The sequence below is a fragment of the Pseudoclavibacter sp. VKM Ac-2888 genome, assembly GCF_015351285.1.
Classification (GTDB): Bacteria; Actinomycetota; Actinomycetes; order Actinomycetales; family Microbacteriaceae; genus Pseudoclavibacter.
In genome coordinates, this window is record NZ_JADKSM010000001.1 from 1,855,062 (window position 1) to 1,868,069 (window position 13,008).

At 69.0% G+C, this 13,008-nt stretch carries 11 protein-coding genes; 4 read left to right on the top strand and 7 right to left on the bottom strand.

Annotation, left to right across the window (positions count from 1 at the left end; translation table 11 throughout):
* Positions 1-7 precede the first annotated feature (7 nt).
* Entirely contained in the window at positions 8-1,117 is a 1,110-nt protein-coding gene (locus ITJ61_RS08820; protein ID WP_104298231.1) for a substrate-binding domain-containing protein, read from the bottom strand.
* Positions 1,118-1,218: 101 nt separating this feature from the next.
* Between ITJ61_RS08820 and ITJ61_RS08825 the strand changes: the two genes are divergently transcribed.
* Both ITJ61_RS08825 and ITJ61_RS08830 read left to right on the top strand, forming a co-directional pair.
* On the top strand, positions 1,219-2,271 hold the full coding sequence (locus ITJ61_RS08825; protein ID WP_308471349.1) for a LacI family DNA-binding transcriptional regulator: 1,053 nt from the start codon (positions 1,219-1,221) through the stop codon (positions 2,269-2,271).
* A 182-nt stretch (positions 2,272-2,453) separates the two neighbouring features.
* The gene (locus tag ITJ61_RS08830; protein ID WP_194685983.1) at positions 2,454-5,336 is read left to right on the top strand and encodes a glycoside hydrolase family 32 protein; all 2,883 of its coding nucleotides are present in this window, start codon (positions 2,454-2,456) and stop codon (positions 5,334-5,336) included.
* Between the two features lie 160 nt (positions 5,337-5,496).
* Here the strand turns inward: ITJ61_RS08830 and ITJ61_RS08835 are convergent, their stop codons facing one another.
* From ITJ61_RS08835 to ITJ61_RS08850, 4 genes are all read right to left on the bottom strand, one after another.
* Positions 5,497-7,290 carry a glycoside hydrolase family 35 protein gene (locus ITJ61_RS08835; protein ID WP_194685984.1) on the bottom strand — a complete coding sequence of 598 codons (1,794 nt, stop codon included), beginning with the start codon at positions 7,288-7,290 and terminating at the stop codon, positions 5,497-5,499.
* 64 nt (positions 7,291-7,354) lie between these two features.
* Positions 7,355-8,302, bottom strand: coding sequence for a sugar kinase (locus tag ITJ61_RS08840; protein WP_104305875.1), 948 nt, complete (start codon positions 8,300-8,302; stop codon positions 7,355-7,357).
* Entirely contained in the window at positions 8,299-8,940 is a 642-nt protein-coding gene (locus ITJ61_RS08845) for a bifunctional 4-hydroxy-2-oxoglutarate aldolase/2-dehydro-3-deoxy-phosphogluconate aldolase (protein WP_228496635.1), read from the bottom strand. The genes ITJ61_RS08840 and ITJ61_RS08845 overlap by 4 nt, the downstream gene beginning before the upstream one ends.
* Entirely contained in the window at positions 8,937-9,686 is a 750-nt protein-coding gene (locus ITJ61_RS08850) for an SDR family oxidoreductase (RefSeq protein WP_104298226.1), read from the bottom strand. Before ITJ61_RS08850 ends, ITJ61_RS08845 begins: the two co-directional genes overlap by 4 nt.
* A 96-nt stretch (positions 9,687-9,782) precedes the next feature.
* Between ITJ61_RS08850 and kduI the strand changes: the two genes are divergently transcribed.
* Both kduI and ITJ61_RS08860 read left to right on the top strand, forming a co-directional pair.
* A complete protein-coding gene (gene kduI / locus ITJ61_RS08855; protein WP_104240313.1) occupies positions 9,783-10,616 on the top strand; it encodes a 5-dehydro-4-deoxy-D-glucuronate isomerase in 834 nt (277 codons plus the stop codon).
* 26 nt (positions 10,617-10,642) lie between these two features.
* On the top strand, positions 10,643-11,416 hold the full coding sequence (locus tag ITJ61_RS08860; RefSeq protein WP_194685986.1) for an IclR family transcriptional regulator: 774 nt from the start codon (positions 10,643-10,645) through the stop codon (positions 11,414-11,416).
* Positions 11,417-11,596: 180 nt separating this feature from the next.
* Here the strand turns inward: ITJ61_RS08860 and ITJ61_RS08865 are convergent, their stop codons facing one another.
* Together ITJ61_RS08865 and ITJ61_RS08870 are read right to left on the bottom strand one after the other, a co-directional pair.
* The gene (locus tag ITJ61_RS08865) at positions 11,597-12,010 is read right to left on the bottom strand and encodes a hypothetical protein (RefSeq protein ID WP_146081923.1); all 414 of its coding nucleotides are present in this window, start codon (positions 12,008-12,010) and stop codon (positions 11,597-11,599) included.
* A gap of 556 nt (positions 12,011-12,566) precedes the next feature.
* The gene (locus ITJ61_RS08870; protein ID WP_146081922.1) at positions 12,567-12,899 is read right to left on the bottom strand and encodes a hypothetical protein; all 333 of its coding nucleotides are present in this window, start codon (positions 12,897-12,899) and stop codon (positions 12,567-12,569) included.
* Positions 12,900-13,008 lie beyond the last annotated feature (109 nt).

Here is a 13,008-nt window from a genome sequence, read left to right on the forward strand (position 1 = left end):
TGCTGGACTACTTCGTGCCCCAGCAGAGCTCCGCACCCTCGGTCGTGTCGATGGACTCCACGCCGTCAGCGGGCTGGTCGGTCACCAGCGAGACACCCGTGTTGAAGAAGTCCAGGCCTTCGCTGGTCTCCGGGGTGCTGCCCGTTCCGACGAGCTCGGCGATCGCCTCGACGCCGAGCTCCGCCATCTTCACGGGGTACTGCTGGCTCGTGGCGTCGATGATGCCGTCTGCGACCTGGCCGACACCGGCGCATCCGCCGTCGATCGAGACGATCGTGACATCGTCCTTGCTCTTCCCCGCTGCCTCGAGAGCCTGGTAGGCGCCGTAGGCGGCGGGTTCGTTGATGGTGTAGACGACGTTGATGTCCGGGTTCTTGGCGAGGAGGTTCTCCATCGCCGTGCGCCCACCGTCCTCGGCACCCTGGGATGCCTCGTTCCCGACGATCGTGTACTTGCCGCCCTGTCCGCCGGAGTAGTTCCCCTGCGGGGCTTCGTCGCCGTTGACCGTGTCACTGCCGAGCTCGATGCCCATGCCCTGGAGGAACCCCTGGTTCCGGTTGTAGTCGACCGAGACCGCCTTGTCGTCGAAGAGGTCGATGAGGCCGATGACGGCATCCTTGCCAGCAAGCGAGTCCGCTGCCCACTCGCCGACGTACTGCCCGGCGAGGAAGTTGTCGGTCGCGAAGGTGATGTCGACGGAGTCCGCCGGGTCCGGCACGGTGTCGAGGGCGATGACGAACAGGCCGGCGTCGCGAGCCTTCTGGACTGCGTCGAGCACGGCCGGCCCGTTCGGGGTGATGAGGATTCCCGCGTCGCCCTTGGAGATGGCCGCCTCGATGGCCTGGATCTGCGTGTCCTCGTCGCCGTCCTCCTTGCCTGCAGCGAGGGTGAGCGTCACTCCGTTCGCATCCGCTGCCGTCTGCGCGCCGTCCTGCATCGCGATGAAGAACGGGTTCGAGTTGGTCTTGACGATGAGCGAGACGCCGATGTCGCCCTCTCCCCCACCCTGCGCGCCCTGGTCGGCTCCGGCGCATCCCGTCAGCGTCAGCGCTGCGATGGCGAGCACCGAGGAGGCGGCGAGAAATGGCTTCCGAGCGATTGGATTGCGGTTCTTCATTGAATTCCCCTGATCGTCTGCGTTGATTGACAACGTTGTCAACGACGTTTGTACTCCATGCGCCGAGTAGAGTCAACAGGCCGTCGAAAGAAAGGTCGATCGTGACAACAGCACCTCGGCGAGACGACCCCGCGAGCGGGCGCTCGCGCACGACCATGAAGCAGGTCGCCTCCCTCGCAGGCGTCGGAGTGAAGACCGTCTCCCGCGTCGTCAACAACGAGCCGAACGTGTCCGCGACCACCACCGAGCGAGTGTGGAACGCCGTCAGAGCCCTGAACTACCACGTGGACCTCGCCGCCGGGAACCTCCGCAGAGCCGACGGACGCAGCCGGACGATCGGCCTCCTGGTCGGCAGCGTCGACAACCCGTTCGCGGCCGCGATCCACCGGGCCGTGGAGGACGCGGCATTGCACCACAGCGTGGCCGTGTTCGCATCGTCGCTCGACGACGACGCCACCCGCGAGGAGGGTGCCGTCAGCGCATTCATGCGACGGCGCGTGGACGGCCTGATCCTGACGACGACCCAGCAGCCCACCTACCTCACCACCCTCCGCGACCGGGACATCCCGGCCGTGTTCGTCGACCGTGTCCCCCAGGGGCTTGACCTCGACGTGGTCTCGAGCGACAACCAGGCCGCGGCAGCACGGGCGACGGCACACCTGATCGAGCACGGCCACCAGCGGATCGCGCTCCTCACCGACCGGCTCTCGATCCAGACGGCCGAAGAGCGCCGTCGAGGCTTCCTCGAAGCCCTGGGTGAGGCCGGCATCCCCACACGGCTCGCCACGATCGTCACGGAGCTCCACGACGAGGAGACCTCGCGCGCGGCGCTCGGCCGACTGCTCGACTCCGAAACGCCACCGACGGCGGTCTTCAGCGCCCAGAACCTCGTCACAATCGGGGCCCTGCGCGCCCTCCGGGAGCGGGGCCTGCAGAACGAGATCGCACTGGTCGGCTTCGATGACCTCCCGCTTGCAGACCTGCTGGTTCCCGGCGTCACCGTGATCGCCCAGGACCCACAGCAGATCGGGCAGCGCGCCGCCGAGCTGCTCTTCGACCGCCTCGGCGGCGACCGTGGCCCCGCCCAGCGCGTCACCGTCCCAACCCGCCTCATCGAGCGCGGCAGCGGCGAGATCCTCGCCCCCACCTCCTGACGAGGCCATCACCCCCTCCCATCGAGGTCGACGCCAATCGACTCTTGCTTTGTCCGGTGGACAGTCTCTAGCATCGCTCGAAATGGATTGACATCGTTGTCAGTCCAGTCCGTTGCATTCGACGCACTGAGAAGAAATCGAGCGAATCCATGACATCGACGTCACCGAGACACCCGAGACCGATGCGGAAGGCTCTCGCCGCGCTGGCAGCAACCAGCATCGCGTTCGCCGTCCTCGCCGGCACAGCCGCCACAGCCACCGCCGAGGAGTCGGCCGAGGCGGGACAGGAGCAGTTCCGCCCGCAGTTCCACTTCTCCCCCGAGAAGAACTGGATGAACGACCCCAACGGCATGGTGTACGTCGACGGCGTCTATCACCTCTACTACCAGCACAACCCAGAGGGCACACGCTGGGGGAACATGAGCTGGGGCCACGCGACCTCCACCGACCTCATGCACTGGGAGGAGCAGCCGCTCGCACTCCCCCAGACCTTCGACGATTCCGGAGTCGCGATCGAGGACATCTTCTCTGGCTCCATCGTCGTCGACGAGACCAACAGCTCCGGTTTCGGCACCGGAGACAAGCCCCCGCTCGTCGCCATCTACACGAGCGCGTACACCCAGGATCATCCGACGCACCCCGGGATCCAGGCCCAGTCGCTCGCCTACAGCAATGACGGCGGATACACCTGGACGAAGCACGAGGGCAACCCCGTCTACGACCGCGGCTCCGCCGACTTCCGAGACCCGAAGGTCTTCTGGTACGACGGTCCGGCCGGTGCGTACTGGGTCATGGCGGCCGTCGAGGCGGTCGACCACAAGGTGATCCTCGCGAAGAGCACCGACCTGCGCTCCTGGGAGCACCTCTCGGAGTTCGGGCCCGCGAACTCCACGGAGGGCATCTGGGAGTGCCCGGAGCTCTTCGAGCTGCCCGTCGACGGCAACCCGGATGAGACGAAATGGGTCATGGTCGTCAATCTCAACCCAGGTGCCGTGGCTGGCGGCAGCGGGGGCCAGTACTTCGTCGGCGACTTCGACGGCACCGAGTTCACGAGCGAGACCACCGTCGAGCCAGGCACCACGGCAGAAGGAACCCCGTTCGCGACCTTCGACGGCGGAGACTTCAGCGGGTGGACCGTCACCAACGAGTCCGGGAACGAGGCCGATGGCCCGTGGGGGCTTGCGCCGGCGGCCGGGACGCTGCCAGGCCAGGGCCCCGTCAAGGGCGCCATCGGAGCCGGCTTCGCGAACGGCTTCCACGGCGGGGACTGGCCGGTGGGCTCGCTCGAGTCCCCGCAGTTCACGATCGAATCCGACGTCATCAACCTGCTCGTCGGCGGAGGCAACCACCCGCACGTGGACGGCTCGCAGCTCGGGAACGAACCGCCGGCGGGCACCACCGTCTTCGACTTCGAGCTCGCCGATGGCGAGAACCTCCTCGGCTCAGGCTGGGAGGCGACGGGCGACTTCGCCCTCGACCCGGCACGCAGTCCCTCGATGACGAGCGGCGAGTACGCGCTCGGCGACAAGCGCGTCAACACGTGGGAGGGCGGGCCGCTCGGAGACGACAACACGGGCACGATCACGTCGCCCTCCTTCACGCTCGACGGCGATTTCGCTTCCTTCCTCGTCGGCGGGGGCAACCGCACCGACGGCACCCTCCAGGTCGAGCTGCTCGTCGATGGCAGCGTCGTGCGCACGCAGACCGGTGCCAACGCCGGGCAGATGACGTGGCAGTCGTGGGACATCAGCGAGTTCGCCGGCAAGGATGCGCAGCTCCGCGTTCGAGACGAGGCGACAGGAGGCTGGGGGCACCTCACCTTCGATCACCTCGTGATCGGCGACGAGCCCTCGCAGCTTCGCTCGGAGGAGACCGCGGTCAACCTCATCGTCAACGGCGAAGTCGTGCGCACGGCGACCGGCAGGAACAGCGAGACGCTCGACTGGTCGAGCTGGGACGTCTCCGACCTCCGCGGACAGCAGGCCACGATTCAGGCGGTCGATCAGAACAGGTCGGGCTGGGGCCACCTGATGCTGGACCAGATCATGTTCGCCGACACGAGCGTCCCATCGACGCTCGAGAGCTACGACTGGCTCGACTGGGGCCGCGACTACTACGCGACGGTCTCGTACTTCGGCACCCCGGAGGGGAGCCGGATCATGCAGGGCTGGATGAACAACTGGGATTACGCCAACGACATTCCCACCTCGACGTGGCGCAGCTCGATGACGCTCCCGCGCGAGGTCGTCCTGACCTCGACTCCAGCGGGACCGCGCCTCAAGCAGCAGGTCGTCCCCCAGGTCGATGAGCAGCTCGACGTGGCAGGCGCGGCCACGCGCACGGACGTCGCCCTCAATGGCGCGGTGGATCTCGGGCTCTCGGGAGACGTCGTGAAACTCGAGGTGACCCTGGAACCGGGCGAGGCGCAGCGGGCGGGAATCACGGTCTTCGGGGACGCCGAGTCGGGAACCCGCATCGGCTACGACGCCGCGCAGGGACGCCTGTTCGTCGACCGGACGAACTCCGGCAACGTGGACTTCCACCCCGCCTTCGCATCGGTGGAGGATGCGCCGGTCGCCCTCGACGACGACGGCTCGGTTACCTTCTCCCTCTACCTGGATCGCGCATCCGTCGAGCTCTTCACGGCGGACGGGATGGTGACCATCACCGATCAGGTGTTCCCGAACGAGGGCGCGGACGCCATCACCGCCTGGTCCGAGGGCGGAGCGGCGACGCTACGACGCATCACCGTCACGCCGGTCACGCCGACGATGTGGCAGGAGCCCGGACCCGTCGTCACCCCGCCGACCGCGACGGCCACGGCAGCTCCGACCGGGGGCGCCACGCCCTCGCCGTCAGCCACCTCCGCATCCACATCCGCACCCACGTCCACGTCCGCACCCACATCCACGCCTCAGGGTGGATCGGACACCGGGACGCCGACTCCGGAGGGGCTGGCGTCGACCGGCGCGGACTTCCCCCTGGCGGCGGTCCTCTTCGGCCTGGCGCTTGTCGGCGGCGGAGCGGTGCTGGGTGCTCGACGACTCGGTCGCCGAGGTCAGTAGCAAGAGCCTCCCGGCAATAGGGCCCGGCGGGCCCTATCGCCGATCACTGCCCGGCGTTTCGCCCTCTGAGACCGCTCCCAGAGGGCGAAACGCCGGGCAGCGTCGCAGACGGGGCGGGCGCAGGGGCCGGCGGGTGTGCGGGGCGCGGGGCGGACCCCGGTTACTCCTCGAGGGGGCCGAGCGTGGCCTGCGCGACGAAGCGAGCGACGGGAGACGCCGTCACCTCGAGCTCGACGATCGCGACCGTGTTGACGCCGGCGCGGAGCACCGAGCCCGGCACGTAGAGCGTCTGCTGCGGTCCGCTGCGCCAATAGCGCCCGAGCAGGAAGCCGTTCACCAGGGCGTACCCCTTGCCCCACTTGGCGGTGTCGAGGTAGAGGTCGCGCGGCGCTTCGAGCTCGAACTCTCCGCGAAGCCCTGTGAGCCCGAGCGGCGTCTCGGGATGAGCCAGTGGCGCGGATGCGTCGGCCGCAGCAAGAGCAGCGCCGGGTGCGCTGGTGAGCGCCGAGCCGATCGCGATTCCGGCCTCAGCGACGTCGATGGGCGTCGCCGTCCAGCCTTCGAGGGGAGCCCCGTCGAGGAGCGGCGTGCCGATGATGCCCTTCTCCTCGCCGATGCGCTCGGCGTAGTTGACGCGACCCTGCTCCTCCACGAGCACGCGCAGCCGCGTCCCGGCGGGCACGACGATCGACGTCTCGTGGAGGGTGCGCGACAGCGTGCCGAAGGGGACGCCGTCGATGGAGAGCCACGCGAAGTCGCGCACTTCCTCGAACTCCAGCAGGCGGGGTGCGGATGCGCGCGGCAGCTCGGCCTCGTAGGCGACCAGGGCGCTCAGGTGCTGCAGGGCATCGAAGGTCGGGGGCGTCGTTTGGCGTTCGGGACTGACGGGCGGGAGCCACGCATCCGGTGCCACGACGGAGAGCGGCACCTCGAGCTCTGGGGCTGGGACCGCGAGCGCGGGGGTCTCCACCGGCACATCGGCGTACTTCGCGATGACGTCCCTGAAGGCGAAGAACTTCGGGGTGGGGTTCCCTGCCTCGTCGAGCGGCGCGTCGTAGTCGTAGGAGGTCGTGATGGGCAGATACCTGCCCTTGTGGTTCGCCCCGTTGGCGAGGCCGAAGTTGGTGCCACCGTGGACCATGTAGAAGTTCACGGAGGCGCCGGCGGCGAGCAGCGCGTCGAGCTCGCGAGCCGCATCCTCGACGCTCGTCGTGTGATGGAAGGCACCCCACCAGTCGAACCAGCCGTCCCAGAACTCGGCGCACATGAGCGGGCCGGTCGGCTGGTGGCGCCGCAGGGTGGCGAGGCGCTCCTCGGCGCGCGACCCGAACGAGCCGGTGAGGTGCACGCCGTCGACGCTGCCGTCGCTCAGCATCTGGTCGGTGGGCTGATCGATCGTCGTGAGCGGCACCGTGATGCCGGCCTCGCGGGTGACCTCGACGAGCCGCTCGAGGTAGGCAGTGTCGTTGCCGTAGGCGCCGTACTCGTTCTCGATCTGCACGAGCACCACGGGGCCGCCGACGTCGATCTGCCGCGGCGCGACGATGTCGTAGACGCGCTGCAGGTAGGTCTCGACCTCGTGCAGGTAGCTAGGTTCCGAGCGTCGCAGCCCCACCCCGGGCATCGCGGTGAGCCACGTCGGGAGCCCGCCGTTGTGCCATTCCGCGCAGATGTAGGGGCCTGGGCGCACGATGGCGTGCATCCCCTCGGCCGCGATCAGGTCGAGGAACCGGCCGAGGTCGTTCCAGCCGGTCGCATCCCACTCCCCCTTGCGGGGCTCGTGGGCGTTCCAGGCGACGTAGGTCTCGATCGTGTTGAGGCCCATGAGCTTGGCCTTGTGGATGCGGTCGGCCCACTGCTCGGGATGCACGCGGAAGTAGTGCAGCGCCCCGGAGAGCACGCGGTGGGGTTCGCCGTCGAGGAGGAAGTGCTCTTCGCCGATCTCGAAGGTCATGTGAGCAGACTCCTGTCTTCTGTCTTCGCTGACATCGGGGGGTGTTGAGAGGAACCGGGGTGGATCAGCGTTGGACGGCGTCGCCGACGCCGTCCACGAGCTCGCGCAGGTCACCCCAGCTCGGCAGCGACTCCCAGTCGCCGTCGCTGCGGCAGGCGCTGGCTCCGCACGCGGCGGCCGTCAGCATGCGCTGCTCGAGGGGCGCCCCACGCGTGAGCTCGACGAGGTAGCCGGCCGCGAAGGCATCGCCGGCGCCGACCGTGTCGACGACGTCGACCGCGAAGGCGGGCACCTCGACCTCGAGGTCGCCGTCGACGCCGGACGCACCGTGCTCGCCGCGCTTGATGACGGCCTGCCGGGGACCGAGGGCCTGCAGGGCGCGGGCCTGCTCGATCGGGGATGCCTCGCCGACGAGCATGGCGGCCTCGTCATCTCCGGCGAAGACGATGTCGCTGAGCGCGGCGAGCTCGCGGTAGCGGGGAGCCGCGGCCTCGGCCGACCACAGCTTGCTGCGGTGGTTGACGTCGAACGACACGATCACGCCGTGCTCGCGAGCGAGGCGGACGGCGCTGAGCACCGTCTCGGCGGCGCTGTCGCTGAGGGCGAGGCTGATGCCCGTGACGTGCAGGACCTGGGCGCCCACGATGGCCTCGCTTGGGACGTCGGCCGGCGTGATGCGGCTGCCGGCGAGTCCGCCGCGGTAGTAGGTGACGCGGCTGCGGCCCGGACGGGGCCGGTCCTTGAGCATGATTGCGGTCGGTGCATCCGCGTCGACCGTCTCGTGCAGCTGCACCTGTTCGGCCCTGAGGGCGCGGAGGATGCGCCTGCCGACGGCGTCATCGCCGACCCGGCCGATCCACGCGGCCTCGACGCCGAGTCGGGCGGCGGCGATCGCGACGTTGCTCTCCGCACCGCCGAAGCTCATCTCCGCGTCGGACTGCAGGTCGAAGCCGCCGGCCCGGCGCGCGATCACCAGCCCGAGCGCCTCCCCGATCGTGACGATGCCGCTCACGTGCGGCCGACCTTGGCGGCGCTCACGCGGGTCGCGATGTCGGCGGCCGCGCGGGCCCCCTCGGCGACCGCGTCTGCACCTTCGTCGAGCAGCTTCGAGCTGCCGAGCCAGCTTCCGCTCGCGGCGAAGACCGCCGGATGCTCGAGGTGCTCGGCGAGGTTGGCGATGCTGATGCCGCCGCTCGGCATGAACGTGATGCCGCGGAACACGGAGGCGTACGTGTTGAGCAGGGACAGTCCGCCGAAGTTGCCGGCCGGGAAGAGCTTGAGCTGCGTCAGCCCGAGGTCGCGGGCCGCGGTGATGTCGCTCGGCGTGAGCGTTCCGGGGAGGATCGGAACGTCGGCGTGCTGCGCGACTCGGACGACCTCCGCCGACAGGCCGGGCGAGACGAGGAACTGTGCACCCGCGTCCAGCGCCTGCTTGGCCTGCTCGGTGTCGAGCACGGTGCCCGCGCCGACGATGAGGTCGGGGCGCCCGGCGATGTGGCGCAGCGCGTCCAGTGCCCCGTCGCCGCGCAGCGCGATCTCGACGATGCCGATGCCGCCCGCGACGAGACCGTCGGCAAGCGCCTCGGCCTGCGCCTGCGTGCTCGGCGTGGAGAGGGGAACGACGGAGTGGCCCTCGAACAGGGCGCTCATCGTGCGAGCCATCCGCCGTCGACGGGGAGGACGACGCCCGTGACGTAGGCAGCGGCCGGGCTCGCGAGGAACACGGCGGCACCGCCGAGGTCTTCTGCCTCGCCCCAGCGACCCGCGGGGATGCGCTCGAGGATGGAGCGCGAGCGGTCGCTGTCTTCGCGCAGCGCCTCGGTGTTGTCGGTCGCGATGTAGCCGGGGGCGATCGCGTTGACGGTCACGCCGCGGGATGCCCACTCGTTGCTGAGGGCATGGACGAGGCCCGCGATGGCCGACTTCGACGCCGTGTACCCGGGCACGTTGATGCCGCCCTGGAAGCTGAGCAGGCTGGCGGTGAAGATGATGCGCCCGTTGCCGCGTTCGACCATTGCCGCGCCGACGATCTGGCTGAGCACGAACTGGCTCGAGAGGTTCACCTGGATGACCTCGTCCCACCAGTCGAGCGAGTGCTCGGCGGCGGGCGCGCGGCGGATGGTGCCTGCGTTGTTGACGAGGATGTCGGCGTGCTTCACGGATGCGCCGAACTGCTCGACGGCGGCACGGTCGGTGAAGTCGACGCCGTGGCCCTCGAAGCTGCGGCCGAGCGAGCGGACACGCGCCCCGACTTCGCCGCCGTCGGCTTCCTGCTGGGAGGACGCGGCGATGATGTCCGCCCCCGCCTCAGCGAGTGCCGTGGCGATGCCGAGGCCGATGCCGCGGCGGGCGCCGGTGACGACCGCGGTCTTTCCAGTGAGGTCGAAGCTGGTCATAGCGACCCTTTCGCGTGAGGCCAGGTCCACCTGGCGGAACTCGGTTTCATTCACCTACTATAGACGTGCCACGAACGAATCACGAGAGGAACTCCCTTGTCCCAGCAGTACCGCCCGGGTCGCCCGGAAGACATCCCCACCCTCGACCAGCAGGCACTCCGTGACCGCTACCTCGTCGAGCAGCTCCTCACGCCAGGTGAGATCCGCGTCGTCGCGACGCACTTCGACCGCGTCGTTACCGTCGGCGCCGTCCCCACCGACAGCCCCCTCACGCTTCAGACCGTCGACGAGCTGCGCAGCGAGAACTTCCTCGACCGCCGCGAGCTCGGCATCGTCAACACGGGCGGCGCCGGCGCCGTCGTCGCCGACGGCGAGCGCTACGAACTCGCGAAGACCGCCGTGCTCTACCTCGGCCGCGGCACCGTCGACGTCACCTTCGAGAGCAACGACGCCGCCGACCCCGCCAAGTTCTACGGCTTCAGCGCCCCCGCGCACACGGCCTACCCGAACACCCTCGTCACCCCCGAAGAGGGCACGATCCGCGAGCTCGGCGACCAGGTCACGTCGAACCGCCGCACGCTGCGCCAGTGCATCCACGAGAACGGCGTCAAGAGCTGCCAGATCGTCATGGGCGTCACGAGCCTCCACGCCGGCAGCATGTGGAACACCATGCCGGCGCACACTCACGACCGTCGCACCGAGGTGTACCACTACTTCGACCTCGAAGAGGACCAGCGGGTCGTGCACCTCATGGGCGACCCCAAGGAGACGCGCCACCTCATGGTCGCGAACGGCGACGTCGTGCTCTCCCCGAGCTGGTCGCTGCACTCGGGAGTAGGATCTTCCAGCTACTCGTTCGTGTGGGCGATGGCCGGCGAGAACCAGTCGTTCGACGACATGGACTCTGTCCCGATCACCGCGATGCGGTGACGACTCCAACAACGAGGGTGGTCAGGATGGACGACGCAGGCCAGTCGCCGACCCCGCCCGCGGGCGCAAGCGAGAAAACGCTGCTTGTGCTCGCGGCGGCCCTCGCTCATCCGCGCTTCACGGACATCGTCGCCGAAGCCGGACTCGCGAAGGCCACCGTCCACCGCATCCTGGGCACCCTCGTCGCGCAGAACTACCTCGGAGGCAACTCCGAGCAGGGCTACCGGGCCGGGCCCAACCTGCTCGCCCTCGCGGGCCGGGCGCTCGCGAGCGTCGACATCTCGCAGGTCGCGGGCCCCATCGTCGACGAGCTCGCCGCCTCCGTCGACTGCACCATCCACGTGGGCGTCGCGACGGAGAGCGAGATGGTCTACCTCATCCGCCGCGACTCGGCGAAGCCGTACCGCATGCGCTCGCGCGTCGGCCTCGGCGTGCCCCTGCACAGCTCCGGCATGGGCAAGGTCGTGCTCGCCGACTGGGCACCGGACCGAGTGGATGCGCTTGCGGAGCGCGTCGGCCTGCCCCGGCGCACCGACCTCACGATCACCGACCTCGGCCTGCTGCACGAGGAGCTCGCCCGCGTCCGCGAGCGCGGCTACTCGACGGACCTGGGCGAGAACGAGACGGGCACCGTGTGTGTCTCGGCACCCATCCGCGACCACACCGGCGCCGTGACGCACGGCCTCTCGGTGTCCTCGATCGAGCTCGAGTACCCGGGCCTCAGCATCGAAGCCCTCGCGCCTGCCGCGATCGCGGCCGCCGACCGCATCTCCCGCGAGCTCGGCGCCCCCGCGGCGTAGGCGATACGCAGGGTTGGTGCCTCGCCCCTTTCGGCGACCCCGCGTGGACGCGTGCGTGTCCAACTTGAGTGCAGAAAACGCGCCCAGCGCGCTTCAGTAGCCGGTTTCGGTCTTTATTGCACTGAAGTTGGACAGCGACGGCGCTGAACCAGTCGTTGAAACGGGCGCGCTGAGCGTCAGTCAGGGGCGATCGCGGCGTGCAGCGAGGCAGATCGACGAGTCCTGAACCGCCGGAGCCAGCGCGATGAGCACAACTCCGACCGACACCCATCCGGGGACGAGGCCGCTGCCGAACCCCCAGATCGCGCTCGACCAGGCCTCGACGCCGAGAACGCCGACCGCTACGACTGCGCCGAGCACGGACGCACGCACGCGCACGGGACCCGCATCGACCTGCGAGAGGAGCCCCCGCCAGGCGATGACGATGAGCACGCACACGACGGCCGGAACCGCACCCCAGAGCTGTCCCGCGGACAGCACTGCCGCCTCCGGCTGGATGCGTTGCACCAGAACGCCGAGGAGCGACCATCCGATCGCCAGAACTCCCGCGACGGTCAGCAACAGGCCCGCCGGTCCAGCAGTCCGTGTGGCCATAGATCCTCCGTCAGGTGTTCACCGCTAGGCGCACCATCGCGCGAGCAGTCTCTGACCGTCCTGCCGGGCGCCATGCCTCGAAAGAACAGCTGCACCCTTAGTGAGCTTAGGGAGAGCCTACGAGAAAGTTCCTGCCATCGACCTTCAAGTTCCGCCCTGTGCGGGAGTCGTCACCGCTCCCACTCACGATCGGCGCTCACTTGGCGACCGGATGCACTCGAGGGCGGACCGTAGAACTCGGCGGGGCATTCGCCGGACAGCACCTTGGTAACGCGGCCACGCTGGAGCACACTTCGAACGGCTCGCTCGGAGACTCGTGGGTTGGGGATGAGCAGCATCCTGACCCTAGCCGCAGCCCCCGCAAGAGTCTCCCCCTCGCACGCGATGATGGCGATAGCAACATATCCGAGATCAGGAGACACGGTCTTGGCGATGTGCAGCCGTGAGCTCGCGGGCGCCTCTGCGGCGAGGAGCCGCCAGGGCCGAGAGCCCGGTCCGTCCGGGAACGCGACGACCTCAACACGGTAGTCGAGGTCGTCCACACGCGCGCGGCGCTTCACCGGGCACCGGCGAGGGTGGACAGGTAGCTTCGCACCTCGTGGATGACGTCGGTGAGATCGCTCCGCCGCTCGTGCGCAAGGCTGTTGGCCAGCCAGAACTGGATGATCAGGCTGGCGCCGATCGTGTGCTCCTCGCTGATGCCCTCGTCGATCCCCTCAATGGAGGCGGCCAGCCCTCGCGAGCTTTGGGTCTGCCCTCCAGGATCCGAGGCGGCAGCGGCTTGAGTTTCGAGGACGTGCAGCATGACTTCGGCGGCTCGGAATACTTCCACGGGGAGATCGGGACTGGGCGGGACGTCATAGGTGGATTGAGGAGAACGTTCGCGCATCGGGGGTGCGACCTCCGTTGGTGGGTGCGCCGAGAATGAACGGGGGGGGGACCTCGGCGACTGGGCGGGCGACCTCAGCTGGGGTGCATCTGGAAGCGAACGATCTTCT

What these genes read in the sequence shown, in the direction of transcription:
- ITJ61_RS08820 (WP_104298231.1), bottom strand. Translation starts at nt 1,117, where the DNA reads ATGAAGAACCGCAATCCAATCGCTCGGAAGCCATTTCTCGCCGCCTCC.
- ITJ61_RS08830 (WP_194685983.1), top strand. Translation starts at nt 2,454, where the DNA reads ATGCGGAAGGCTCTCGCCGCGCTGGCAGCAACCAGCATCGCGTTCGCC.
- ITJ61_RS08835 (WP_194685984.1), bottom strand. Translation starts at nt 7,290, where the DNA reads ATGACCTTCGAGATCGGCGAAGAGCACTTCCTCCTCGACGGCGAACCC.
- ITJ61_RS08845 (WP_228496635.1), bottom strand. Translation starts at nt 8,940, where the DNA reads ATGAGCGCCCTGTTCGAGGGCCACTCCGTCGTTCCCCTCTCCACGCCG.
- ITJ61_RS08850 (WP_104298226.1), bottom strand. Translation starts at nt 9,686, where the DNA reads ATGACCAGCTTCGACCTCACTGGAAAGACCGCGGTCGTCACCGGCGCC.
- ITJ61_RS08860 (WP_194685986.1), top strand. Translation starts at nt 10,643, where the DNA reads ATGGACGACGCAGGCCAGTCGCCGACCCCGCCCGCGGGCGCAAGCGAG.
- ITJ61_RS08865 (WP_146081923.1), bottom strand. Translation starts at nt 12,010, where the DNA reads ATGGCCACACGGACTGCTGGACCGGCGGGCCTGTTGCTGACCGTCGCG.
- ITJ61_RS08870 (WP_146081922.1), bottom strand. Translation starts at nt 12,899, where the DNA reads ATGCGCGAACGTTCTCCTCAATCCACCTATGACGTCCCGCCCAGTCCC.